24 protein-coding genes, 2 tRNA genes and 1 rRNA gene are annotated in these 23,697 nt (G+C 53.1%); 21 read left to right on the top strand and 6 right to left on the bottom strand.

What is annotated here, in order from left to right; all coding sequences use genetic code 11:
- Nucleotides 1-7: 7 nt before the first annotated feature.
- From rrf to ABVN44_RS21975, 3 genes are all read left to right on the top strand, one after another.
- Nucleotides 8-123 (top strand): 5S ribosomal RNA (rrf, locus tag ABVN44_RS21985).
- A gap of 54 nt (nt 124-177) precedes the next feature.
- A tRNA-Asp gene (locus ABVN44_RS21980) sits at nt 178-254 on the top strand.
- 8 nt (nt 255-262) lie between these two features.
- Nucleotides 263-338 (top strand) — tRNA-Trp (locus ABVN44_RS21975).
- A gap of 100 nt (nt 339-438) precedes the next feature.
- Here the strand turns inward: ABVN44_RS21975 and hdfR are convergent.
- Nucleotides 439-1,287 (bottom strand): HTH-type transcriptional regulator HdfR, encoded by an 849-nt coding sequence (gene hdfR, locus ABVN44_RS21970; RefSeq protein ID WP_086010515.1) that lies wholly within the window; start codon nt 1,285-1,287, stop codon nt 439-441.
- A gap of 106 nt (nt 1,288-1,393) precedes the next feature.
- On the opposite strand from hdfR, the gene maoP reads away from it, so the two are divergent.
- Entirely contained in the window at nt 1,394-1,732 is a 339-nt protein-coding gene (gene maoP, locus ABVN44_RS21965) for a macrodomain Ori organization protein MaoP (RefSeq protein WP_000840996.1), read from the top strand.
- A 24-nt stretch (nt 1,733-1,756) separates the two neighbouring features.
- Here the strand turns inward: maoP and ABVN44_RS21960 are convergent, their stop codons facing one another.
- On the bottom strand, nt 1,757-3,277 hold the full coding sequence (locus ABVN44_RS21960; protein WP_023232435.1) for a YifB family Mg chelatase-like AAA ATPase: 1,521 nt from the start codon (nt 3,275-3,277) through the stop codon (nt 1,757-1,759).
- Between the two features lie 351 nt (nt 3,278-3,628).
- Here ABVN44_RS21960 and ilvL point away from each other — a divergent pair, with 351 nt between their 5' ends.
- From ilvL to ABVN44_RS21915, 9 genes are all read left to right on the top strand, one after another.
- On the top strand, nt 3,629-3,727 hold the full coding sequence (gene ilvL / locus ABVN44_RS21955) for an ilv operon leader peptide (protein WP_001311244.1): 99 nt from the start codon (nt 3,629-3,631) through the stop codon (nt 3,725-3,727).
- A gap of 86 nt (nt 3,728-3,813) precedes the next feature.
- A complete protein-coding gene (gene ilvX, locus ABVN44_RS21950) occupies nt 3,814-3,864 on the top strand; it encodes a peptide IlvX (RefSeq protein ID WP_192930503.1) in 51 nt (16 codons plus the stop codon).
- Between the two features lie 2 nt (nt 3,865-3,866).
- Nucleotides 3,867-5,513, top strand: a complete 1,647-nt coding sequence (gene ilvG / locus ABVN44_RS21945) for an acetolactate synthase 2 catalytic subunit (protein WP_063054197.1) — start codon at nt 3,867-3,869, stop codon at nt 5,511-5,513.
- Nucleotides 5,510-5,773 carry an acetolactate synthase 2 small subunit gene (gene ilvM, locus ABVN44_RS21940; protein ID WP_000983260.1) on the top strand — a complete coding sequence of 88 codons (264 nt, stop codon included), beginning with the start codon at nt 5,510-5,512 and terminating at the stop codon, nt 5,771-5,773. The genes ilvG and ilvM overlap by 4 nt, the downstream gene beginning before the upstream one ends.
- A gap of 17 nt (nt 5,774-5,790) precedes the next feature.
- Entirely contained in the window at nt 5,791-6,720 is a 930-nt protein-coding gene (gene ilvE, locus ABVN44_RS21935; protein ID WP_000208532.1) for a branched-chain-amino-acid transaminase, read from the top strand.
- A gap of 160 nt (nt 6,721-6,880) precedes the next feature.
- Entirely contained in the window at nt 6,881-8,731 is a 1,851-nt protein-coding gene (ilvD, locus tag ABVN44_RS21930) for a dihydroxy-acid dehydratase (protein ID WP_001127428.1), read from the top strand.
- Nucleotides 8,732-8,733: 2 nt separating this feature from the next.
- Nucleotides 8,734-10,278 (top strand): threonine ammonia-lyase, biosynthetic, encoded by a 1,545-nt coding sequence (ilvA, locus tag ABVN44_RS21925; protein ID WP_023232432.1) that lies wholly within the window; start codon nt 8,734-8,736, stop codon nt 10,276-10,278.
- Between the two features lie 282 nt (nt 10,279-10,560).
- Complete coding sequence (locus ABVN44_RS21920) at nt 10,561-10,878, top strand: type II toxin-antitoxin system RelE/ParE family toxin (protein WP_000535852.1); 318 nt, start codon at nt 10,561-10,563, stop codon at nt 10,876-10,878.
- The gene (locus ABVN44_RS21915; RefSeq protein WP_023232431.1) at nt 10,875-11,216 is read left to right on the top strand and encodes a helix-turn-helix domain-containing protein; all 342 of its coding nucleotides are present in this window, start codon (nt 10,875-10,877) and stop codon (nt 11,214-11,216) included. Before ABVN44_RS21920 ends, ABVN44_RS21915 begins: the two co-directional genes overlap by 4 nt.
- 2 nt (nt 11,217-11,218) lie before the next feature.
- On the opposite strand, the gene ilvY is transcribed toward ABVN44_RS21915, so the two are convergent.
- Nucleotides 11,219-12,106 (bottom strand): HTH-type transcriptional activator IlvY, encoded by an 888-nt coding sequence (gene ilvY / locus ABVN44_RS21910; protein ID WP_000365798.1) that lies wholly within the window; start codon nt 12,104-12,106, stop codon nt 11,219-11,221.
- Between the two features lie 164 nt (nt 12,107-12,270).
- Here ilvY and ilvC point away from each other — a divergent pair, with 164 nt between their 5' ends.
- Complete coding sequence (ilvC, locus tag ABVN44_RS21905; protein WP_000024943.1) at nt 12,271-13,746, top strand: ketol-acid reductoisomerase; 1,476 nt, start codon at nt 12,271-12,273, stop codon at nt 13,744-13,746.
- Between the two features lie 91 nt (nt 13,747-13,837).
- Here ilvC and ppiC read toward each other — a convergent pair whose 3' ends face one another.
- Nucleotides 13,838-14,119 carry a peptidylprolyl isomerase PpiC gene (ppiC, locus tag ABVN44_RS21900; protein ID WP_001096806.1) on the bottom strand — a complete coding sequence of 94 codons (282 nt, stop codon included), beginning with the start codon at nt 14,117-14,119 and terminating at the stop codon, nt 13,838-13,840.
- Nucleotides 14,120-14,312: 193 nt separating this feature from the next.
- Here ppiC and ABVN44_RS21895 point away from each other — a divergent pair, with 193 nt between their 5' ends.
- From ABVN44_RS21895 to rep, 4 genes are all read left to right on the top strand, one after another.
- A complete protein-coding gene (locus ABVN44_RS21895; protein WP_001024340.1) occupies nt 14,313-15,014 on the top strand; it encodes a Crp/Fnr family transcriptional regulator in 702 nt (233 codons plus the stop codon).
- A gap of 28 nt (nt 15,015-15,042) precedes the next feature.
- Nucleotides 15,043-15,786: a nucleoside phosphorylase gene (locus tag ABVN44_RS21890; RefSeq protein ID WP_001182428.1), complete on the top strand. Its 744-nt coding sequence runs from the start codon at nt 15,043-15,045 to the stop codon at nt 15,784-15,786.
- Nucleotides 15,786-16,514, top strand: coding sequence for a nicotinamide riboside transporter PnuC (pnuC, locus tag ABVN44_RS21885; RefSeq protein ID WP_023232430.1), 729 nt, complete (start codon nt 15,786-15,788; stop codon nt 16,512-16,514). Before ABVN44_RS21890 ends, pnuC begins: the two co-directional genes overlap by 1 nt.
- 99 nt (nt 16,515-16,613) lie before the next feature.
- The gene (gene rep, locus ABVN44_RS21880; protein WP_023232429.1) at nt 16,614-18,638 is read left to right on the top strand and encodes a DNA helicase Rep; all 2,025 of its coding nucleotides are present in this window, start codon (nt 16,614-16,616) and stop codon (nt 18,636-18,638) included.
- Nucleotides 18,639-18,677: 39 nt separating this feature from the next.
- Here rep and gppA read toward each other — a convergent pair whose 3' ends face one another.
- Together gppA and rhlB are read right to left on the bottom strand one after the other, a co-directional pair.
- Nucleotides 18,678-20,159 carry a guanosine-5'-triphosphate,3'-diphosphate diphosphatase gene (gppA, locus tag ABVN44_RS21875; protein WP_001089447.1) on the bottom strand — a complete coding sequence of 494 codons (1,482 nt, stop codon included), beginning with the start codon at nt 20,157-20,159 and terminating at the stop codon, nt 18,678-18,680.
- Nucleotides 20,160-20,277: 118 nt separating this feature from the next.
- A complete protein-coding gene (gene rhlB / locus ABVN44_RS21870) occupies nt 20,278-21,543 on the bottom strand; it encodes an ATP-dependent RNA helicase RhlB (protein WP_000047525.1) in 1,266 nt (421 codons plus the stop codon).
- 143 nt (nt 21,544-21,686) lie between these two features.
- On the opposite strand from rhlB, the gene trxA reads away from it, so the two are divergent.
- The 3 genes from trxA (at nt 21,687) to rho (ending at nt 23,694) form a co-directional block, all read left to right on the top strand.
- Nucleotides 21,687-22,016, top strand: a complete 330-nt coding sequence (trxA, locus tag ABVN44_RS21865; RefSeq protein WP_001280776.1) for a thioredoxin TrxA — start codon at nt 21,687-21,689, stop codon at nt 22,014-22,016.
- A 247-nt stretch (nt 22,017-22,263) separates the two neighbouring features.
- Entirely contained in the window at nt 22,264-22,347 is an 84-nt protein-coding gene (locus ABVN44_RS21860) for a rho operon leader peptide (RefSeq protein WP_134820045.1), read from the top strand.
- 87 nt (nt 22,348-22,434) lie between these two features.
- Nucleotides 22,435-23,694, top strand: a complete 1,260-nt coding sequence (rho, locus tag ABVN44_RS21855; protein ID WP_001054532.1) for a transcription termination factor Rho — start codon at nt 22,435-22,437, stop codon at nt 23,692-23,694.
- Nucleotides 23,695-23,697 lie beyond the last annotated feature (3 nt).

Below are 23,697 nucleotides of genomic sequence, written 5' to 3'. Positions count from 1 at the left end.
GAATTTGCCTGGCGGCACTAGCGCGGTGGTCCCACCTGACCCCATGCCGAACTCAGAAGTGAAACGCCGTAGCGCCGATGGTAGTGTGGGGTCTCCCCATGCGAGAGTAGGGAACTGCCAGGCATCAAATTAAGCAGTAAACTGATGTAAAAATCAGTGGTTGTAAAAGAATTCGGTGGAGCGGTAGTTCAGTTGGTTAGAATACCTGCCTGTCACGCAGGGGGTCGCGGGTTCGAGTCCCGTCCGTTCCGCCACCCTAATTAGGGGCGTAGTTCAATTGGTAGAGCACCGGTCTCCAAAACCGGGTGTTGGGAGTTCGAGTCTCTCCGCCCCTGCCAGAAATAATCCTTAGCATCTGCTAAGGATTTTTTTTGCCTGAAATTACCTGACTATCTGATCAGGTAATCGTAAGTTCCCTTCTTTTTCTTTTCATCATTTTCATTGGTCATCCAGCACATCCGTTTTTAACAGATCGCAGATCAGCGAGTATTTATCGCTGTTTTGCAGCCAAATAGCGTATAGCGGCCGTGAAAGCGTTGCGCTGTCGGCAACGGTATGTAATCCGCCCTTTTCATTTGCCCAGTTTACAGGAAGCCAGCTACAGCCATTTAATGCGCTAAGCTGCTGTCGGGCGAGTTCGGCTGAGCTGGTTGTTAATACCGGCACTTCATCTGCTGCGATCAGCCCTGTTTCATGCTGTTGGAAGTCTGGTCCCCACTCCAGCCGCAGATAATTGAGTTCTGATTTCTTACGGGCAGGGCTGCTGCAATATAACGCCAAAGTGAAGTGCCCTAACAGCTGACTGCTGAACTCATCCATTTTGGGCGCTTCGGTAGTAATGAGGAGATCAAGCTGGCGTTCATGAAGTTGCTTCACAAGCGATTGCCGTTGAGCGATTCTGGCTTCGAACTGCAGGCCGCTTTGCGGCTCCTGTAGTTGGTACAGTCGCCCCAGCCAGGCGTTAAGCATACACTCCCATAAAGACGCGCTGGCGCCGATGGAAAACTCGTTATGGCGTGAGGTATGCGCCACCTCTTTACGTGCCGCCTGCCACGTATTCATCAGCGTTTCCGCATACGGTAAAAGTTTTTCGCCAGCCGTGGTTAAACGGATATTGTTTCTGTGCCGCGTAAAAAGGTTTACGCCCAGTTGATTCTCCAGTTGCCTGATACGAAAGCTCACCGCGGATTGCGTCAGGTAAAGTGCTTCTGCGGCCCGCCCGAAATGGCGTGTCCGGCTAACTTCCAGGAAAGTTTTTAACAATTCCGTATCCACTGTGCTCTCCACAAAATTATTTGTCGTTATGATTTAAATGTTTTGTTTTACACTCTGTCAAGCGTAACTAATACTCCGCGCCATAAATAGCTCAGACAAAGAATTAGGAGCGTGCAGGATGGCGGAAAGCTTTACGACGACTAATCGATATTTTGACAATAAACATTATCCACGTGGATTCTCTCGTCACGGTGATTTCACGATTAAAGAGGCACAACTGCTTGAGCGTCATGGTCATGCCTTTAATGATCTGGATCTTGGCAAGCGTGAGCCTGTGACTGAAGAAGAGAAGCTGTTTGTAGCGGTATGTCGCGGTGAACGCGAGCCGGTAACGGATGCAGAACGCGTCTGGTCCAAGTATATGACGCGTATCAAGCGTCCAAAACGCTTCCACACCTTGTCTGGCGGCAAGCCGCAAGTTGAAGGCGCAGAAGACTACACCGAAGCTGATGATTAATAAAAAGGGCGTAATGCCCTTTTTTTACGCCAGCAGCTTTTGCAAATGAATTAACAACCTGTCTATCGCCCGATAGCTTACCGCTTCCTGCAAATGCTGACGTGAGATCTGGTCAGCCAGTTCTATGTCGGCAATGGTTCTGGCCACTTTTAGTAAACGCTGCCAGGCGCGAATGGATAATCCAAGATGCACCAGCGTGTCTTCAAGCCAGCGAGCGTCATCGTGATGCAAAACACAATATTTTTGGATTTCGCGACCCTCCAGACGCGCGTTTAACTTCTTCTGGCGTCGGTACTGCCGTTCATGGGCGGCGATGACCCGCTTTTTTACCGTAGCGCTGCTCTCACCCTTTGAGGCGTGTTGGCTAAGAATCCCGGGCGGTGGAAGCGGTATCTCAAGCGAAAGGTCAAAACGATCAAGAAACGGGCCTGACAACCGATTAAGGTAACGTAGTGTCTGTTCTGGCGTGCAGCGATTATGGTTTCCCTGATAATGTCCGGTCGGGCTGGGATTCATTGCGGCGATTAACTGGAACCTGGCAGGGTACGTTATTTTCGCTCTGGTACGGGATAAATGAATTTGACCGGATTCTATAGGTTCACGTAGCGCATCCAGTGTGCGTCGCTCAAATTCAGGCAATTCATCAAGGAACAAAATTCCGTTGTGCGCCAGCGATATCTCTCCCGGGGCGGGTATTGCGCCGCCGCCGACCATAGCAGTAAGTGAGGCGCTATGATGAGGTGAGCGAAAGGGGCGTTGCTGCCATCGTTTTTGTACCGTATCGGCATTAACCAGACTGAGGATCGCGGCGCTTTCCAACGCCTCTTCATTGCTTAATGGTGGAAGAATCCCGCTCAGTCGACTGGCCAGCATGGTTTTACCCGTACCCGGCGGGCCGATCAATAGCAGATTATGCCCCCCTGCCGCTGTAATCTCCAGGCCGCGTTTACCCTGCCCCTGACCGATCACATCGCGAAGATCGGCAGTTGCGGTAGGCGATGCCATATCCTGAGCTAAAGGTCTTTCCAGGGCGTGTTTCCCTTCCAGAAAGGCGCAGACGGTTTGTAGATGATCGGCGATAAAACATCCTTCTTTGCTGATAAGCCCAACCTCCGCCGCGTTCTCTGTTGCGACGATAATATTTCTGCCGGCCTTGATAGCTTCCGTTGCACTTGATATTGCGCCAGGAACGCCGCGTAATGCGCCTGTAAGCGCTAACTCACCCACCAGCTCATATGCCTCAAGATTCGACGCTGTAAGCTGCTCAGACGCGGCCAGAAGCGCAACAGCAATAGGCAGGTCATACCTTCCACCCTCTTTCGGTAGATCGGCTGGAGCAAGGTTAATGGTTATTTTTTTAGCCGGAAATTCATATCCGCTATTAATAATCGCACTACGTACCCGATCACGCGCCTCTTTTACCGTGGTTTCCGGTAGGCCAACCATGGTTAGTCCCGGTAAACCATTACTGATATGCACCTCTATAGTGATAGGCGGCGCATTGACGCCAAGTGCGGCGCGGGTATGAACAATCGCCAGTGACATAATCCCTCCTGTTACGTGGATTATGCGGAATAAAAGAGAAAATCGGATTACTGACTTTTTGTTTTTTAGCGGCTGCTTCCTGAATTTTGGCGTCATTTTCAGGTAAGAAGCATCAAACTGGAAGAACGCTCGCAGAAGCGAAAAGAAGGAAAACAGGGTGTAGAGTGCGCCAAAAGGGGGAGGAAAACGTGAAAATTTTTCAGTTGCTAATTTTTCTTATAAAAAACAAAGCACTTTTAGGCATTCACCTGCATTATCTGAAACATGGTTAAAAAAATATCTTGTGCTATTGGCAAAACCTATGGTAACTCTTTAGGTATTCCTTCGAACAAGATGCAAGAATAGACAAAAATGACAGCCCTTCTACGAGTGATTAGCCTGGTCGTGATTAGCGTGGTGGTGATTATTATCCCACCGTGCGGGGCTGCACTTGGACGAGGAAAGGCTTAGAAATCAAGCCTTAACGAACTAAGACCCCCGCACCGAAAGGTCCGGGGGTTTTTTTTGGCCTGAAAAACTTAAGCGAGGAGCAGAGCGTGAATAACAGCATAAAATTCTGTTTCTCAAGATTTACGACGGGGATGTAACTATGAACGGGGCACAGTGGGTGGTACATGCTTTGCGAGCGCAGGGGGTGAAAACCGTATTTGGTTATCCTGGCGGCGCAATTATGCCGGTTTACGACGCGTTGTATGACGGTGGTGTGGAGCATTTGTTGTGCCGACACGAACAGGGTGCCGCAATGGCGGCAATCGGTTATGCCCGTTCTACCGGCAAAACCGGTGTTTGTATCGCCACTTCCGGCCCTGGCGCCACTAACCTGATCACTGGCCTGGCGGATGCGTTGTTAGATTCGGTCCCCGTCGTCGCGATCACGGGTCAGGTTTCCGCCCCGTTCATCGGCACTGATGCGTTCCAGGAGGTGGATGTGTTAGGGCTGTCGCTGGCCTGTACCAAACACAGCTTTCTGGTGCAGTCGCTGGCAGAGTTGCCTCGTATCATGGCAGAGGCTTTTGAAGTTGCCAACGCTGGCCGTCCTGGCCCGGTTCTGGTGGATATCCTGAAAGATATCCAGTTGGCCAGCGGTGAGCTGGAACCCTGGTTTACTACCGTTGATAACGAAGCGACCTTCCCGCAGGCTGATGTTGAACAGGCGCGCCAGATGCTGGAACAGGCGAAAAAACCCATGCTGTACGTCGGCGGTGGTGTTGGTATGGCGCAGGCAGTTCCGGCGCTGCGTAAATTTATCGCGGTAACGCAAATGCCAGTTACCTGCACGCTGAAAGGGCTGGGGGCTGTTGAAGCTGATTATCCGTACTATCTGGGCATGCTGGGAATGCACGGTACTAAAGCGGCTAATTTCGCGGTGCAAGGGTGTGATTTACTGATCGCAGTGGGTGCACGTTTTGATGACCGGGTGACCGGTAAGCTGAATACGTTTGCGCCGAACGCCAGCGTAATCCATATGGATATCGACCCGGCGGAAATGAACAAACTGCGTCAGGCACACGTCGCGTTGCAGGGCGATTTAAATTCGCTGTTGCCGGCATTACAGCAACCGCTGAAGATCGACGCATGGCGTCAGTCCTGTGCAGAGCTGCGCGCAGAACACGCCTGGCGCTATGACCATCCTGGCGAGACTATCTATGCGCCGTTGTTGTTGAAGCAATTGTCGGAACGCAAACCCGCAGACAGCGTGGTGACGACGGATGTTGGGCAGCATCAGATGTGGTCAGCCCAGCATATGACTTACACCCGCCCGGAGAACTTCATCACTTCCAGCGGTCTGGGGACGATGGGATTCGGCTTACCGGCGGCCGTTGGCGCGCAGGTAGCGCGACCGAATGATACCGTTATCTGTATCTCCGGTGACGGCTCCTTCATGATGAATGTTCAGGAGTTGGGCACCGTAAAACGCAAGCAGTTACCGTTGAAGATAGTCTTACTCGACAACCAGCGGTTAGGGATGGTTCGACAATGGCAGCAACTGTTTTTCCAGGAGCGATATAGCGAAACCACCCTGACCGATAACCCCGATTTTCTCATGCTGGCCAGCGCCTTCGGCATTCCAGGCCAGCACATTACTCGTAAAGACCAGGTTGAAGCGGCACTCGACACGATGTTGGCAAGCGAAGGGCCGTACCTGCTTCACGTCTCAATCGACGAACTTGAAAATGTCTGGCCGTTGGTGCCGCCTGGCGCCAGTAACTCTGAAATGCTGGAGAAATTATCATGATGCAACATCAGGTCAATGTATCGGCACGCTTTAATCCAGAAACCTTAGAACGTGTTTTACGCGTGGTGCGCCATCGTGGTTTTCAGGTGTGCTCCATGAATATGGAAGCCGCGACCGATGCGCAGAATATAAATATTGAATTGACCGTTGCCAGTCCCCGGTCGGTCGACTTACTGTTTAGTCAGTTAAGTAAACTGGTAGATGTTGCGCATGTCGCAATCTGCCAGAGCGCTGCCACATCACAACAAATCCGCGCCTGAGCGCAAAAGGAAGAAAAATGACGACGAAAAAAGCTGATTACATTTGGTTCAATGGCGAGATGGTGCGCTGGGAAGACGCGAAGGTTCACGTAATGTCTCACGCGCTGCACTACGGTACGTCGGTATTTGAAGGGATTCGGTGCTACGACTCTCACAAAGGCCCGGTAGTGTTTCGTCATCGTGAACATATGCAGCGCCTGCGCGACTCAGCAAAAATTTATCGTTTTCCGGTTTCCCAGAGTATTGATGAGCTGATGGAAGCCTGCCGCGAAGTGATCCGCAAAAACAACCTGACCAGCGCCTATATCCGTCCGTTGGTATTTGTCGGCGATGTCGGTATGGGCGTTAACCCGCCCCCGGGATACACCACTGACGTCATCATCGCCGCGTTCCCGTGGGGGGCATACCTGGGCGCCGAAGCGCTGGATCAGGGGATCGATGCGATGGTTTCTTCCTGGAATCGCGCTGCGCCGAACACCATTCCAACCGCTGCGAAAGCGGGCGGTAACTACCTCTCCTCACTGCTGGTGGGTAGCGAAGCGCGCCGCCACGGCTATCAGGAAGGCATCGCCCTGGATGTAAACGGCTATATCTCCGAAGGCGCAGGTGAAAACCTGTTTGAGGTAAAAGATGGCGTGCTGTTTACTCCGCCGTTTACCTCTTCCGCGCTGCCAGGCATTACTCGCGACGCGATTATCAAACTGGCGAAAGAGCTGGGTATTGAAGTGCGTGAGCAGGTGCTGTCCCGTGAATCGCTGTATCTGGCCGACGAAGTGTTTATGTCCGGAACCGCGGCAGAAATTACTCCGGTACGCAGCGTTGATGGTATCCAGGTAGGTGAAGGCCGTTGCGGCCCTGTTACCAAGCGTATTCAACAAGCCTTCTTTGGTCTCTTCACTGGAGAAACCGAGGATAAATGGGGCTGGTTGGATCCGGTAAATTCATAATAAATAAAATTAATATTTTCCCAAAATAATTTGCGTCACAGGAAGGCGGCAACGCAGCGAATCCCCAGAAGCTTACTGTAGTAAGTGACTGGGGTGAGTGAGGCAGCCAACGCACCTGTGGCGTGAAGTATGAAGGGAAAAGATGGGGAGTAAATAAAGCATGCCTAAGTACCGTTCCGCCACCACCACCCATGGTCGTAATATGGCGGGTGCCCGCGCGCTGTGGCGCGCCACCGGAATGACCGACAGTGATTTTGGCAAACCGATTATCGCCGTGGTGAACTCATTCACTCAGTTTGTGCCGGGTCACGTTCATCTGCGCGATCTCGGTAAGCTGGTCGCCGAACAGATTGAAGCTTCCGGCGGGGTGGCGAAAGAGTTCAACACTATTGCCGTGGATGACGGGATTGCCATGGGGCACGGGGGTATGCTCTATTCACTGCCGTCGCGCGAGCTGATCGCCGACTCCGTGGAGTACATGGTGAACGCTCACTGCGCTGACGCGATGGTGTGTATCTCCAACTGCGACAAAATCACCCCAGGGATGCTCATGGCCTCGCTGCGCCTGAATATTCCGGTGATCTTTGTCTCCGGCGGCCCGATGGAAGCCGGGAAAACCAAGCTTTCAGACAAAATTATCAAGCTGGATCTGGTTGATGCCATGATTCAGGGAGCGGACCCGAAAGTCTCTGACGATCAAAGTAACCAGGTTGAACGCTCCGCCTGTCCAACCTGCGGCTCCTGCTCCGGCATGTTTACCGCTAATTCCATGAACTGCCTGACCGAAGCGCTGGGCCTGTCGCAGCCGGGCAACGGCTCACTGCTGGCAACCCACGCTGACCGGAAGCAGTTGTTCCTCAATGCCGGTAAGCGGATTGTTGAACTGACTAAACGCTATTACGAGCAGGATGACGAAAGTGCACTGCCGCGTAACATCGCCAGCAAAGCCGCGTTTGAAAACGCCATGACGCTGGATATTGCGATGGGCGGTTCGACCAATACCGTTCTGCATCTACTGGCGGCGGCGCAGGAAGCGGAAATCGACTTCACCATGAGTGATATCGACAAGCTGTCCCGCAAGGTGCCGCAGTTGTGTAAAGTGGCGCCAAGTACCCAGAAATACCATATGGAAGACGTTCACCGTGCCGGCGGTGTGCTGGGTATTTTAGGCGAGCTGGATCGCGCCGGGCTGCTGAACCGCAACGTGAAAAACGTATTAGGCCTGACGCTGCCGCAAACGCTGGAACAGTACGACATCACGGTTACGCAGGACGAAGCGGTTAAAAAAATGTTCCGTGCTGGCCCTGCCGGTATCCGTACTACCCAGGCGTTCTCGCAGGATTGTCGCTGGGATTCGCTGGATGACGACCGCGCAGCGGGTTGCATCCGCTCGCTGGAATATGCCTATAGCAAAGACGGCGGTCTGGCGGTGCTGTATGGCAACTTCGCCGAAAACGGCTGCATTGTGAAAACCGCAGGCGTGGATGACAGCATCCTTAAGTTTACCGGCCCGGCTAAAGTGTATGAAAGCCAGGACGACGCGGTAGAGGCGATTCTCGGCGGCAAAGTAGTGGAAGGCGATGTAGTCGTGATCCGCTACGAAGGGCCGAAAGGCGGGCCGGGAATGCAGGAAATGCTCTATCCGACCAGTTTCCTGAAGTCTATGGGGCTGGGCAAAGCCTGCGCGCTCATCACCGATGGGCGTTTCTCCGGCGGTACTTCGGGTCTTTCCATCGGCCACGTCTCGCCGGAAGCGGCCAGCGGCGGCACTATTGCGCTGATTGAAGATGGCGACACCATTGCGATTGATATCCCGAACCGCAGCATTCAGTTGCAGTTGAACGAGGCTGAAATCGCCGCACGCCGCGAGGCGCAGGAGGCTCGCGGCGACAAAGCCTGGACGCCGAAAAATCGTCAGCGTCAGGTTTCGTTTGCCCTGCGTGCCTACGCCAGCCTGGCGACCAGCGCCGATAAAGGCGCGGTGCGCGATAAATCGAAACTGGGAGGTTGATGATGGCGGAATCTCAACCTCTGTCAGTCGCGCCGGAAGGGGCGGAGTATCTGCGCGCGGTGCTACGCGCGCCAGTATACGAGGCGGCGCAGGTGACGCCGCTGCAAAAAATGGAAAAGCTCTCGTCACGTCTGGATAACGTTATTCTCGTCAAACGCGAAGACCGGCAGCCGGTACATAGCTTTAAGCTGCGCGGCGCTTACGCGATGATGGCCGGATTGACCGAAGAACAAAAAGCCCACGGCGTGATTACCGCGTCGGCGGGGAACCATGCACAGGGCGTGGCGTTTTCCTCCGCGCGGCTTGGCGTGAAGTCGCTGATTGTCATGCCAAAAGCAACGGCGGATATTAAAGTCGATGCGGTACGCGGTTTTGGCGGCGAAGTGCTGTTGCACGGCGCTAATTTTGATGAAGCGAAAGCGAAAGCTATTGAGCTGGCGCAGCAGCAGGGTTTTACCTGGGTGCCGCCGTTTGATCACCCAATGGTGATCGCCGGGCAGGGCACACTGGCGCTGGAACTGCTTCAGCAGGATTCGCATCTCGATCGTGTCTTTGTGCCGGTTGGCGGCGGCGGCCTGGCGGCGGGCGTAGCGGTACTGATCAAACAATTGATGCCGCAAATCAAAGTGATTGCCGTCGAAGCGGAGGATTCCGCCTGCCTGAAAGCGGCGTTGGAAGCCGGTCATCCAGTAGATCTCCCGCGCGTTGGGTTATTTGCTGAAGGCGTAGCGGTAAAACGCATCGGCGACGAAACGTTCCGGCTGTGTCAGGAATACCTTGATGATATTGTCACCGTGGATAGCGACGCTATCTGCGCGGCGATGAAAGATCTGTTTGAAGATGTGCGTGCGGTGGCGGAACCGTCCGGCGCGCTGGCGCTGGCGGGGATGAAAAAATATATCGCCCAGCACAATATTCGCGGCGAACGCCTGGCGCACGTCCTTTCCGGCGCCAACGTCAACTTCCACGGCTTGCGCTATGTGTCTGAACGCTGCGAGCTGGGGGAACAGCGCGAAGCGTTACTGGCGGTGACCATTCCGGAAGAAAAGGGGAGCTTCCTCAAATTCTGTCAGTTGCTTGGCGGGCGTATGGTCACCGAATTTAACTACCGTTTTGCCGACGCGAAAAATGCCTGTATTTTTGTCGGCGTACGCGTCAGTCAGGGGCTAGAGGAGCGAAAAGAGATTATCACCCAACTGTGCGACGGCGGTTATAGCGTAGTGGATCTCTCCGACGATGAAATGGCGAAGCTGCATGTGCGCTATATGGTCGGTGGGCGTCCATCCCATCCGCTACAGGAACGCCTCTACAGCTTTGAATTTCCAGAGTCGCCCGGCGCGTTGCTCAAATTCCTGCATACGCTTGGCACGCACTGGAATATTTCGCTATTCCATTACCGCAGCCACGGTACCGATTATGGCCGCGTGCTGGCGGCGTTCGAGTTAGGCGATCATGAGCCGGATTTCGAAACCCGGCTGCATGAGCTGGGCTATGAATGCCATGATGAGAGCAATAACCCGGCGTTTCGGTTCTTTCTGGCGGGTTAATTCAGCGTCTAGTTTTTCAGGCCCACAAAGTAAAGTGGGCCTGATATCCAGATATGATCTTCCCTCAGTTATTGGGCTTTTCTGCCAGCCCGGAGCATCCACTCATTTAATTTTGCGAGACGTTTTCCAGAAGGCGCCCAATCTGCTTGTGGTGAAACTCGGCTCACCATATCGTTAGCACCGCTATCACTTGCATCTGCTAAAAATGATGTATAAAATTTTATACACAAGGATGTTATGTTACTCACCCGAGCTCTCTCCAATGAAAAAGAAATTCGATGGGTGGGATCTTCTCTGGAGGATCTCCTGGCTTTTCCCATAACGGTACGCAAAGCAGTCGGTTATCAGCTTCACAAAATTCAGTATGGAATTGAACCCGATGACTGGAAACCGTTTTCAGAAATTGGGGCTGGGGTAAATGAAATTCGTATTCGTGACAACAATGGTATCTATCGCGTTATGTATGTCGCTAAGTTTGAAGAAGCACTCTACGTTTTGCATAGTTTCCAAAAACAGACGCAACAAACCAGTCAGCATGATAAAAACATCGCCAGAACGCGTTATAACCGGGTGGTGCAACAACGGAGAAACAGCTTGTGATTGCCAAAACTGATAGTGATATTCGCCATGTGACGCCATCTGGCGGTAATGTTTTTGCTGATTTGGGGTTTCATAAGCAGGACGCAGAAAAGTTTTACGCTGATTCCCTGAATGAAATCGAAAACACGTTAGCCATTAAACAACAGCTAATGGAAGAAATTACCCTCTGGATTACGCAAAACCAGATGAAGCAAGCCGAGGTTGCTACAGTTTTGCATATATCCCGACCGCGCGTTTCGGATATCGTCAACAAGAAATGCAGCAAATTCACCATTGATGCTCTGGTGAATATGCTTAGCCGTATTGGGAAGCCTGTTCGGGTAATGGTAGGGCCGTAAAACTAATTCGGTAAAATCTTCCAGAACGCATCAATTAGCGGCTCATGCAGCCGCTTTTTTTGCGCGCAGACGCCAAGCTCAAACGGCGTTTTTTCATCACTACGTTCTAAAATCATTACCCGGTTGCGCACCGGTTCCGGGCTGTTTTCCAGCACCACTTCCGGCAGCAGCGCCACGCCGCAGCCCAGCGCCACCATTGAGACCATCGCTTCGTGACCGCCGACGGTGGCGTAAATCTGCGGATTGCTGATTTTATGGCGGCGAAACCACAGCTCAATACGGCGGCGTACCGGCCCCTGATCGGCCATGATAAACGGCACCGTCGACCAGTCGGGCTTATCAACCGAAACCTGATTGCGCACCGGGCAGGGCAGCGCCGGGGCGATCAGCACCACCGCCAGATTTTCCAGCATCGAAAACGCCACCGCGCCCGGTAGCGTTTCTGGTTTGCCGGCGATTGCCAGGTCCGCTTCTCCCGTTACCACCTTTTCCATCGCATCGGCGGCGTCTCCGGTCGTCAATTTGATTTCAACAGAAGGGTGTTCGGCGCGAAAACGGTCTAGGATCGGCGGCAGATGACTGTATGCCGCAGTCACTGAACAGAAGATATGGAGTTCGCCGGAAAGGGACGGCCCCTGCTGATCGAGGGTATGGCGCAACTGCTGATATTGCAAAAGCGTCTGTTGGGCAAACACTCGCAGCTCTTCACCCGCTTCGGTCAGCGTGACCGTGCGGTTATCGCGCACAAACAGCGGCTGGCCGAGATCTTCTTCCAGCCGCTGAATCTGCCGGGAAAGCGTGGAGGGGCTGACGTGCATCGCTCGCGCGCTGCGGCCAAAGTGGCGGCTTTCCGCCAGATGCAGGAAGGTTTTTAGATCGCGTAAATCCACAGACAGACCTCCGGTTTTTGACGTTGCATAAACCGCAACATAACGTTGTGAATATATCAATTTCCGCAATAAATTTCCTGTTGTAATGTGGGTTCATTCGCACAGATAGCAATCTGTAAACCGAACAATAAGCGCGACAACACAACATCACGGAGTACACCATCATGGCTAACTACTTTAATACACTGAATCTGCGCCAGCAGCTGGCACAGCTGGGTAAATGCCGCTTTATGGGCCGCGACGAATTCGCCGACGGCGCGAGCTACCTGCAGGGTAAAAAAGTGGTCATCGTCGGCTGTGGCGCTCAGGGGCTGAACCAGGGCCTGAACATGCGTGACTCCGGTCTGGATATTTCCTACGCCCTGCGTAAAGAAGCCATTGCTGAAAAGCGTGCCTCCTGGCGTAAAGCGACCGAAAACGGCTTCAAAGTGGGTACCTACGAAGAGCTGATCCCGCAGGCGGATCTGGTGGTTAACCTGACGCCAGACAAACAGCACTCCGACGTGGTGCGCTCCGTACAGCCGCTGATGAAAGACGGCGCGGCGCTGGGCTATTCACACGGCTTCAACATCGTGGAAGTGGGCGAGCAGATCCGTAAAGACATCACCGTAGTGATGGTAGCGCCGAAGTGTCCGGGCACCGAAGTACGTGAAGAATACAAGCGTGGCTTCGGTGTGCCAACGCTGATCGCCGTTCACCCGGAAAACGACCCGAAAGGCGAAGGTATGGCGATTGCTAAAGCCTGGGCGGCGGCCACCGGTGGTCACCGTGCGGGCGTACTGGAATCTTCTTTCGTGGCAGAAGTGAAATCTGACCTGATGGGCGAGCAGACTATTCTGTGCGGTATGCTGCAGGCCGGTTCTCTGCTGTGTTTCGACAAGCTGGTGGCAGAAGGCACCGACCCGGCATACGCCGAAAAACTGATTCAGTTCGGCTGGGAAACCATCACCGAAGCGCTGAAGCAGGGCGGCATCACCCTGATGATGGACCGTCTGTCTAACCCGGCGAAACTGCGTGCTTACGCGCTGTCCGAACAATTGAAAGAGATCATGGCGCCGCTGTTCCAGAAACACATGGATGACATCATCTCCGGCGAATTCTCCTCCGGCATGATGGCTGACTGGGCCAACGACGATAAGAAACTGCTGACCTGGCGTGAAGAGACCGGTAAAACCGCGTTCGAAACCGCGCCGCAGTTTGAAGGTAAAATCGGCGAGCAGGAGTACTTCGATAAAGGCGTGCTGATGATCGCGATGGTGAAAGCGGGCGTTGAGCTGGCGTTCGAAACCATGGTCGATTCCGGCATCATCGAAGAATCCGCTTACTACGAATCACTGCACGAACTGCCGCTGATCGCCAACACCATCGCCCGTAAGCGTCTGTATGAAATGAACGTGGTTATCTCCGATACCGCAGAATACGGTAACTACCTGTTCTCTTACGCTTGCGTACCGCTGCTGAAACCGTTTATGGCGGAATTGCAACCGGGCGATCTGGGTAGTGCTATCCCGGAAGGCGCGGTAGACAACGCACAGCTTCGCGACGTGAACGACGCGATTCGTAGTCATGCGATTGAGCAGGTAGGTAAGAAACTGCGCGGCTATATGACGGATATGAAGCGTATTGCGGTAGCGGGTTGATATACCTTGTCGGGTGGCGCTAGCGCTTACCCGACCGACAAAATCAAGCAGACGATGTAGGCCGGGTAAGGCGTAGCCGCCACCCGGCTTTTTATTTGCGATACAATACTTTAATGATGTGATAACCGAACTGGGTATGCAGCGGGCCGGTTGGCTCCAGTACCGGGCAGGAAAAGACTACTTTATCGAATGCCGGAACCATCTGGCCCTGACGAAATTCGCCTAAATGACCGCCTTTTTTACCGGATGGGCAGATAGAATGCTTCTTCGCCAGCTTCTCAAAATCGCCGCCGTTTTTAATTTGCTCCAGAAGATCCAAAGCCAGTTTCTCTTCTTTTACAAGGATATGCAGTGCTGCTGCCATTTTTGCCATTATTGTGTTCTCACGTCGCAAAGATTGGCCGTCACTTTATCACTCCTTAGGCCGTCAGACATATACTCTTCGCCATTACAGGACAGATGTCCCGCCTGATTTAATGAACCGGGAGATAAGCGGCATTTTTAGCAGGCGTATTTCGGATGCGCGGGACGGCGGTCCTGTCCTTTCTGACAAGGGGCGAGATACCATGAACATAATGAAAAACGCAGAATTTCCAGACGACTGGCTTTTAGGGCTACGCCAGGTTGTACGCGACCCAGTGCTCTATGAATTACTCAAATACTGCCCGTTGGAAATCATGCAGTGCTGGCGATTTGACGATATTTCCCGCGGCGCGCTTATCTGCCGCCAGGGGGAAATATGCCAGCAATTTTCACTCATTGTGGCCGGCGAAGTGGATGTTTTTTACGAAGCTGAAGATGGACGCCGTTACCGGCAGGCGCGTTATGGCAAAGGAGACATGCTGGGCGAGCTAGAGATATTTGAGTCGCGGCATTACATCTGTTCTGTCGTAGCCGTCGGCAATGTACAGCTACTCAGCCTGCCGCAAGCGCATTTTTGCCGCTGGCTGACGCTGGATAACCACTTTAACCAGCGAATGCTGCGGTTTTTCAGCCAACAGTATTACCAGTTGTCGAAAAAGGCCAGTAGCGACAATTTGTACTCGCTGCATCAGCGCGTATGCCAGGCATTATGGCTGCGTTATCAACAATATGAATCAACCACTATTTTGCTTGATAAGCAGAATCTTGGTCAGGAATTTGCGGCGACGACGCGCAGCATCAACCGGATACTGCACGATCTGAAATCGCTGAACATTATCGATACCGACGGTGAGCGGATCATTTTACTGGCTCCTGAAAAACTCAAACAGGAGGCGGAAATCTGAACCTCTCAGAACAATAAGGAGACGGGAGATGCAACCCCATATTCGGCTTAACACAAGCATGACCCGCGCGAAATATGCGCTTTTGCCCGGCGATCCCGGGCGGGTGGATAGAATCGCCCGTTTTCTTGATAAGGCTGAGATTCTGGGGCAAAACCGGGAGTTTCGCGCGGCGCGCGGCTGGTACCAGGGGGTTGAAATAGTCGTGCTTTCCACGGGAATCGGCGGACCGTCAACCGCTATCGCCATTGAGGAGTTACGCCAGGTTGGCGTTAACACGCTAATCCGTATCGGTAGTTGCGGTGCGTTGCAGGACTCGCTGGCGTTGGGCGATGTGATCATCGCCCACGGCGCGGTGGCTGACGACGGCGCCAGCAAAACCTATGCGCCCGCCAGTTATCCGGCCTGTGCGGACCCGTATCTTACCGCCACGCTGATACAGCAGGCGAAACAGATGAACATCTCTGCCGTTTGCGGGCTGGTGCGCAGCCATGACAGTTTTTATACCGATCGCGAAGCTGAACTGGATGCCGAATGGTCGGCCAGGGGAGTTCTCGGCGCGGATATGGAAACCGCCGCGCTGATGGTGGTGGGGGCGTTACGAGGGCTGCGTACCGCGTCGTTGCTAAACGTGGTCGTCGCGCATAGTGGCTGTCTGGAGAGCAGCATTAACCATTATGTTCAGCAGGAAACCTTGTGCCAGCAAGGTGAAGAGCGCCAAATTTCTCTGGCGCTTCAGGCCATTTATTTCGATAGTTTGCAAGGAGAGCAATGATGGACTTTTTCAGCATTAACAATGTAATGGTCAACATTCCTCTCGGCGAGGGTGGGTATGCGCTGTCATGGATTGAGGCTATCGGCACCGTCTTTGGTTTATTGTGCATCTGGTGCGCCAGCCGGGAAAAAATCGTTAATTACTTGTTTGGTTTGATTAACGTCACTCTGTTTGCCGCCATCTTTTTTCAGATTCAACTGTATGCCAGCTTGCTACTTCAGGTGTTTTTCTTTGCGGCGAATATTTACGGCTGGTACGCATGGAGCCGGCAGAATGACGCTCGGGAAGCCGCTCTGAAAGTACGCTGGCTTTCTCGTCAACAAACATGGAGGTTGGGGGGCATATGTATTATCGCCATTCTGCTGATGACGTGGTTTATCGATCCGGTCTTCGCTATGTTGACCAGCGTTATGCTCGCTCTGCTGCAAACGGTAGGTATGCAGGTGGCGATGCCTGAACTCCAGCCGGACGCGTTCCCGTTCTGGGATTCCACCATGCTGGTGTTGTCGATTGCGGCGATGGTGCTGATGACCCGCAAGTACGTGGAAAACTGGCTGCTGTGGGTGATTATTGATGTAATTAGCGTCGTGATCTATGCAGTACAGGGCGTTTATGCGATGTCGCTTGAGTATGTTCTGCTGACGGCGATCGCGCTAATGGGTTCTTACAGTTGGATCAAGAGCGCACAGCGTAATGGCTATACGCCGCTTGCCGCCAGAGCCTGCTGATTGACCTTTTCCAGGCTGCCTGAAAAAGCAGCCTGGTCTTCTCTGGGCCTCGCTTTCTGCTACAATCCCTCCCCCGTTCGAAGATTGAGCACTATTCCCATGCGTTTAAATCCCGGCCAACAACACGCTGTCGAATTCGTCACCGGACCCTGCCTGGTGCTGGCAGGAGCGGGTTCTGGTAAAACTCGCGTAATTACCAATAAAATCGCCCACCTGATCCGCGGATGCGGCTATCAGGCCCGGCATATTGCGGCGGTGACGTTTACCAACAAGGCAGCGCGTGAGATGAAAGAACGCGTCGGGCAGACGCTCGGCCGTAAGGAAGCGCGCGGTTTGATGATCTCCACCTTTCATACGCTAGGGCTGGATATTATTAAGCGCGAGTACGCTGCGCTGGGGATGAAATCGAACTTTTCATTGTTTGACGATACCGACCAGGTCGCCTTGCTCAAAGAGCTGACCGAAGGCCTGATCGAAGACGACAAGGTTCTGTTGCAACAGCTGATCTCCACGATCTCCAACTGGAAAAACGATCTCAAAACGCCTGCACAGGCAGCGGCGGGGGCGAAAGGCGAACGCGATCGTATTTTTGCCCACTGCTACGGGCTTTACGACGCCCATATGAAGGCATGTAACGTTCTCGATTTTGATGATTTGATTTTGCTGCCGACGCTGCTGCTGCAACGCAATGACGAGGTGCGCGAGCGCTGGCAGAATAAAATTCGTTATCTGCTGGTGGATGAATATCAGGATACTAACACCAGCCAGTATGAGTTGGTTAAGCTGCTGGTTGGGCAACGCGCGCGCTTTACGGTCGTAGGCGATGACGATCAGTCTATCTACTCCTGGCGCGGGGCGCGTCCGCAAAACCTGGTGTTACTGAGCCAGGATTTTCCGGCGCTGCAGGTGATTAAGCTGGAGCAAAACTATCGTTCTTCGGGCCGCATCCTGAAAGCGGCAAATATTCTCATCGCCAACAATCCGCACGTCTTTGAAAAGCGCCTCTTTTCCGAACTCGGTTACGGCGCGGAACTCAAAGTGTTAAGCGCAAACAATGAAGAGCATGAAGCTGAGCGCGTTACCGGCGAACTGATTGCCCATCACTTTGTAAACAAGACCCAGTACAAGGATTACGCCATTCTGTATCGCGGGAATCATCAGTCGCGGGTATTTGAAAAATTCCTCATGCAGAACCGCATTCCGTACAAAATTTCCGGCGGCACCTCATTTTTCTCCCGTCTGGAGATTAAAGACCTGCTGGCCTACCTGCGGGTGTTGACCAACCCGGATGATGACAGCGCTTTCCTGCGCATCGTGAATACGCCAAAACGCGAAATCGGTCCGGCCACGCTGCAAAAGCTGGGTGAATGGGCAATGACGCGTAATAAGAGCCTGTTTACCGCCAGCTTTGATATGGGACTTAGCCAAAAGCTGACCGGACGTGGTTACGATTCATTGACGCGTTTTACCCACTGGCTGGGGGAAATCCAGCGTCTGGCCGAACGCGAGCCTGTCGCCGCCGTGCGCGATCTCATCCACGGTATTGACTATGAATCCTGGTTGTACGAAACCTCGCCGAGCCCCAAAGCGGCGGAAATGCGTATGAAAAACGTTAACCAGCTCTTTAGCTGGATGACCGAGATGCTGGAAGGCAACGAACTCGATGAGCCGATGACGCTCACCCAGGTGGTTACACGCTTTACGCTGCGCGATATGATGGAGCGTGGCGAGAGCGAAGAAGAGCTGGATCAGGTACAGTTGATGACGCTTCATGCGTCGAAAGGACTGGAATTCCCGTATGTCTATATGGTGGGAATGGAAGAAGGATTTTTGCCGCATCAAAGCAGCATTGACGAAGATAATATTGAGGAAGAGCGTCGGCTGGCCTATGTCGGGATCACTCGCGCGCAGAAAGAGCTCACCTTTACATTATGTAAAGAGCGCCGTCAGTATGGGGAACTGGTGCGCCCGGAACCCAGTCGCTTCCTGTTAGAACTGCCGCAGGATGATTTAATCTGGGAGCAGGAGCGCAAAGTGGTAAGCGCTGAGGAGCGGATGCAAAAAGGGCAAAGTCACCTGGCTAATCTGAAAGCCATGATGGCGGCAAAGCGAGCGAAATCGTAGGCCGGATAAGCGAAGCGTCATCCGGCAATCAGACTACGGTTAGCGAACGTCCAGCGGCCAGTGTACATAGCTTTGCCACTGGCTTTCCTGATCAATCAACTCTTTACCCAGCGGGTGATGTGCCAGCCAGTCGCCAGGCAAGGTTAACGTCAGATTTTCATTTAGCGCCTGTAGCGTAATTTCTGGTACCAGATCGTCACGACGGCGACCGGCAAAGAGAATCGCCAGTCGCAGCAAACGGCATAGCTGTTCCGCAACACGGGGCGGTACCGCGTTTTGCTGATGAAGCGAAGAGAGATCGACCGGATTGGTCTGATTCAGTAAGAGGGTGGCGAGCAATTTTTTCTGCGCGGGCGTATAGCCAGGCAGATCCAAATGGCGTACTAAATAGGCGGCATGATAGGGCGCCTGTTTAAAATCAACGCTCAGACCGATCTCATGCAACTGGCAAGCGCTAAGCAACAGTTCACGACTGATAGGCTCAATATGCCAGGCATTTTCTACCTGTTTGAGGAAGTTGTCTGCCAGCTTCGCCACGCGATTCGCCTGATCGGTATCGACGATAAACCGACGCTGAATGTTTCGCAGCGTGCGGCTGCGGATATCCTGATCTACCGCCAGATGCAACATCCCATACACCAGCCCTTCGCGTAACGCGCCGCCTGCCAGCGTCATGCTCTGGATGTTCAGCTCGGTAAATATCGCGATCAGAATAGCCAGCCCGCTTGGGAAAACCAGCGCGCGCTCCAGCGTCAGGCCTTCGATTTCCAGCTCTTCCAGACGCCCGCACTGTATCGCGCGTTGTTTTAGCTGCTGCAGTTTGGCGAGCGTAATGCGCTCGTCCATCCCCTGCGCCATCATGATTTCCTGCAATGCCTGTACGGTGCCGGAGGCACCCACGCAGACCTTCCAGCCATGAAAACGCAGTTCATCGGCGACCGGACGCAGTACATCGCGCGCGGCCTTCTCCGCATCATCAAAGTTTTCTTGCGCCAGATTACGATCGCTAAAATAGCGTTCAAGCCACGTTACGCAGCCCATCGACAGGCTAAACAGCGACGTGGTTTGCGCGCCAGTGCCGGTAACCAGTTCAGTGCTGGCGCCGCCGATATCCACCACCAGTCGCTGATCTGCGCCGCCGGTGGTATGAGCAACCCCCTGATAAATCAGCCGCGCCTCTTCTTCGCCGCTGATAACCTGCACCGGACAACCAAGGATAGTCTGCGCTTTCGCGATAAATTCACCCGCATTGACGGCGAGACGCAATGTTGCGGTGGCAACCACGCGGATTTGCGGCTGCGGAATATCCTGCAAACGTTCAGCAAACAGACGCAGGCATTGCCAGCCGCGTTCCATCGCTTCGGCTGAAAGGTGGTTGTCGTTGTTCAGACCCGCGGCCAGACGCACCTTGCGTTTTATTCGGGTCAGCGTCTGGATGCTTCCCGCCGCCTCGCGCACGACCAGCATATGAAAACTATTGGAACCGAGATCAATGGCGGCATACAACGAGGTGGAATTCATACACTTCATCCTTCAACCTGTATCCATGTTGGCTGCGTACTCTTCCTAAGCTCATCGGGATTTGTTTTCTTGCCGCCTTGATACAGGCTAAATGATTTTGTGTATGGCATAACTTTTCTTAACCTGAACGACGACGATTACGCGGAGCGCCAGCGCGGCGCGGACCATTGCCAGGACGCGAACGCGTCAGACGCAACGGCTTGGGCAGATCGTTCATGAGCGCTTCCGGATTGTATTTGCTGACCGGAATCGAGTGGCCGATATAGCTCTCAATGGCGGGCAGATTCAGCGCATACTCTTCGCAAGCCAGGCTGATGGAATGTCCGCTGGCGCCAGCGCGACCGGTACGACCGATACGGTGAACATAGTCTTCACAATCGTCTGGCAGATCGTAGTTAAAGACGTGCGTTACGGCGGGGATATGCAACCCGCGCGCCGCGACATCGGTCGCCACAAGAATATCCAGATCGCCGCGGGTGAACTCATCCAGAATCCGCAGGCGCTTTTTCTGCGCGACGTCGCCGGTCAGCAGACCAACACGATGGCCATCTGCCGCCAGATGTCCCCAGATATCTTCGCAACGATGCTTGGTGTTGGCGAAAATAATGGCGCGATCCGGCCACTCTTCTTCGATCAGCGTTTGCAGTAAACGCATTTTCTCTTCATTAGAGGGGTAGAAAAGCTCTTCTTTAATGCGGTGGCCGGTCTTTTGCTCCGGTTCCACTTCAACATATTCGGCGTTGTTCATCTGTTCAAACGCCAGCTCGCGAACCCGATAAGACAGGGTGGCGGAGAACAACATGTTCAGACGCTGCGCAGCCGGCGGCATACGACGGAACAGCCAGCGGATATCTTTAATAAAGCCCAAATCGTACATGCGATCGGCTTCATCGAGTACGACGACCTGAATGGCGCCGAGGTTAATGTGGTTTTGTTTGGCGTAGTCGATCAGTCGGCCCGTCGTACCAATAAGAATATCAACGCCGCTTTCCAGCACTTTAAGCTGCTTGTCGTAACCATCGCCGCCGTAAGCCAGGCCTAATTTTAAGCCTGTCGCTTGCGCCAACGGCTCCGCGTCTGCGTGAATTTGTACGGCTAATTCACGCGTCGGCGCCATGATCAGCGCGCGCGGCTGGTTCACCTTGCGATCGTCGATCGCGGGATGAGAAAGTAAATAATGAAACGTTGACGTCAGAAACGCCATCGTTTTCCCGGTACCGGTTTGCGCCTGCCCTGCAACGTCACGACCCGCCAGCGTTAGCGGAAGGGCCAGTGCCTGAATGGGCGTACAATTATAAAACCCTTTTTTTTCAAGGGCTTCAACCACCTGTGGGTGCAGGGCGAAGTCGGAAAACTTCTGTTCTGTTAAATGTGTTTTGCTCATAGTGTGGTAGAATATCAGCTTACTATTGCTTTACGAAAGCGTATCCGGTGAAATAAAGTCAACCTTTGTTGGCGAAGTTAACATCAGCACCTCGTTGGTTAATGCTACACCAACACGCCAGGCTTATTCCTGTGGAGTTATATATGAGCGATAAAATTATTCACCTGACTGACGACAGTTTTGACACGGATGTACTCAAAGCGGACGGGGCTATCCTCGTTGATTTCTGGGCAGAGTGGTGCGGGCCGTGTAAAATGATCGCTCCGATTCTGGATGAAATCGCTGACGAATATCAGGGCAAATTGACCGTTGCCAAACTGAACATTGACCAGAACCCAGGTACTGCGCCTAAATATGGCATCCGCGGTATTCCGACTCTGCTGCTGTTTAAAAACGGCGAAGTGGCGGCAACCAAAGTAGGCGCACTGTCTAAAGGTCAGTTGAAAGAGTTTCTCGACGCCAATCTGGCGTAATACCTTTTATACGTCGAATGACAAAGGCGCTGTATAGTCAGGCGTCTGTCATTCGACGAATGATTAAGGTATCAGGCAGTTTCGTGGCGTCTGTTGTCCTTACGTTATTCTTAAATTGTCAGGATCTCTGGACGCCCGGTCTGAGTCGTGCTAAGTTAGTATTGACTTCGAATTAAACATACCTTATTAAGTTTGAATCTGGTTTTATCCGTCACTTCCCGTTTTTTCTCGCACGAGAAGTGGAAAGATTCCTGGCTCTTCGCTCATTCCGTCTTGTCGTTTCAGTTCTGCGTACTTTCCTGTGACCAGACAGCGAACAGACATGAGTTGATAGCCGTAAACAGGCATGGATGACCCTGCCATACCATTCACAACATTAAGTTCGAGATTTACCCCAAGTTTAAGAACTCACACCATTATGAATCTTACCGAATTAAAGAATACGCCGGTTTCTGAGCTGATCACTCTCGGCGAAAGTATGGGGCTGGAAAACCTGGCCCGTATGCGCAAGCAGGACATTATTTTTGCCATCCTGAAGCAGCACGCAAAGAGTGGCGAAGATATCTTTGGCGACGGTGTGCTGGAGATATTGCAGGATGGATTTGGTTTCCTTCGTTCTGCAGACAGCTCCTACCTCGCCGGTCCTGATGATATCTACGTTTCCCCCAGCCAAATCCGCCGTTTCAACCTCCGCACTGGTGATACCATTTCTGGTAAGATTCGCCCGCCGAAAGAAGGTGAACGCTATTTTGCGCTGTTGAAAGTTAACGAAGTTAACTACGACAAACCGGAAAACGCCCGTAACAAAATCCTCTTTGAGAACTTAACCCCGCTGCACGCAAACTCTCGTCTGCGTATGGAGCGTGGTAACGGTTCTACCGAAGACTTAACGGCGCGCGTTCTGGATCTGGCTTCGCCGATCGGTCGCGGCCAGCGCGGTCTGATTGTCGCGCCGCCGAAAGCGGGTAAAACCATGCTGCTGCAGAACATCGCGCAGAGCATCGCGTATAACCACCCGGACTGCGTGCTGATGGTGCTGCTGATTGACGAACGTCCGGAAGAAGTAACCGAGATGCAGCGTCTGGTGAAAGGCGAAGTGGTTGCGTCTACCTTTGACGAACCTGCATCCCGCCACGTTCAGGTTGCCGAAATGGTTATCGAGAAGGCGAAACGTCTGGTTGAACACAAGAAAGACGTTATCATCCTGCTCGACTCCATCACCCGTCTGGCGCGTGCCTACAACACCGTGGTGCCGGCTTCCGGTAAAGTATTGACCGGTGGTGTGGACGCTAACGCCCTGCATCGTCCGAAGCGTTTCTTCGGCGCGGCGCGTAACGTGGAAGAGGGCGGTAGCCTGACTATCATCGCGACGGCGCTAATCGATACCGGTTCCAAGATGGACGAAGTTATCTACGAAGAGTTTAAAGGCACCGGTAACATGGAGCTGCACCTCTCGCGTAAGATCGCTGAAAAACGTGTCTTCCCGGCTATCGACTACAACCGTTCCGGTACCCGTAAAGAAGAGCTGCTCACCACTCAGGAAGAGCTGCAGAAAATGTGGATCCTGCGTAAAATCATCCATCCGATGGGTGAAATTGACGCGATGGAATTCCTCATTAACAAACTGGCGATGACCAAAACTAATGACGACTTTTTCGAGATGATGAAGCGCTCATAACCT

Source organism: Salmonella sp. SJTUF15570 (assembly GCF_043357055.1).
Taxonomy (GTDB): Bacteria; Pseudomonadota; Gammaproteobacteria; order Enterobacterales; family Enterobacteriaceae; genus Salmonella; species Salmonella enterica.
This window is presented reverse-complemented; position numbering and strand designations above follow the sequence as displayed.

What these genes read in the sequence shown, in the direction of transcription:
- ilvC (WP_000024943.1), top strand. Translation starts at nt 12,271, where the DNA reads ATGGCTAACTACTTTAATACACTGAATCTGCGCCAGCAGCTGGCACAG.
- ilvD (WP_001127428.1), top strand. Translation starts at nt 6,881, where the DNA reads ATGCCTAAGTACCGTTCCGCCACCACCACCCATGGTCGTAATATGGCG.
- ABVN44_RS21895 (WP_001024340.1), top strand. Translation starts at nt 14,313, where the DNA reads ATGAACATAATGAAAAACGCAGAATTTCCAGACGACTGGCTTTTAGGG.
- ilvE (WP_000208532.1), top strand. Translation starts at nt 5,791, where the DNA reads ATGACGACGAAAAAAGCTGATTACATTTGGTTCAATGGCGAGATGGTG.
- ppiC (WP_001096806.1), bottom strand. Translation starts at nt 14,119, where the DNA reads ATGGCAAAAATGGCAGCAGCACTGCATATCCTTGTAAAAGAAGAGAAA.
- ABVN44_RS21890 (WP_001182428.1), top strand. Translation starts at nt 15,043, where the DNA reads ATGCAACCCCATATTCGGCTTAACACAAGCATGACCCGCGCGAAATAT.
- rep (WP_023232429.1), top strand. Translation starts at nt 16,614, where the DNA reads ATGCGTTTAAATCCCGGCCAACAACACGCTGTCGAATTCGTCACCGGA.
- ilvM (WP_000983260.1), top strand. Translation starts at nt 5,510, where the DNA reads ATGATGCAACATCAGGTCAATGTATCGGCACGCTTTAATCCAGAAACC.
- rhlB (WP_000047525.1), bottom strand. Translation starts at nt 21,543, where the DNA reads ATGAGCAAAACACATTTAACAGAACAGAAGTTTTCCGACTTCGCCCTG.
- ilvA (WP_023232432.1), top strand. Translation starts at nt 8,734, where the DNA reads ATGGCGGAATCTCAACCTCTGTCAGTCGCGCCGGAAGGGGCGGAGTAT.
- gppA (WP_001089447.1), bottom strand. Translation starts at nt 20,159, where the DNA reads ATGAATTCCACCTCGTTGTATGCCGCCATTGATCTCGGTTCCAATAGT.
- ABVN44_RS21960 (WP_023232435.1), bottom strand. Translation starts at nt 3,277, where the DNA reads ATGTCACTGGCGATTGTTCATACCCGCGCCGCACTTGGCGTCAATGCG.
- trxA (WP_001280776.1), top strand. Translation starts at nt 21,687, where the DNA reads ATGAGCGATAAAATTATTCACCTGACTGACGACAGTTTTGACACGGAT.
- ilvL (WP_001311244.1), top strand. Translation starts at nt 3,629, where the DNA reads ATGACAGCCCTTCTACGAGTGATTAGCCTGGTCGTGATTAGCGTGGTG.
- pnuC (WP_023232430.1), top strand. Translation starts at nt 15,786, where the DNA reads ATGGACTTTTTCAGCATTAACAATGTAATGGTCAACATTCCTCTCGGC.
- rho (WP_001054532.1), top strand. Translation starts at nt 22,435, where the DNA reads ATGAATCTTACCGAATTAAAGAATACGCCGGTTTCTGAGCTGATCACT.
- ilvG (WP_063054197.1), top strand. Translation starts at nt 3,867, where the DNA reads ATGAACGGGGCACAGTGGGTGGTACATGCTTTGCGAGCGCAGGGGGTG.
- maoP (WP_000840996.1), top strand. Translation starts at nt 1,394, where the DNA reads ATGGCGGAAAGCTTTACGACGACTAATCGATATTTTGACAATAAACAT.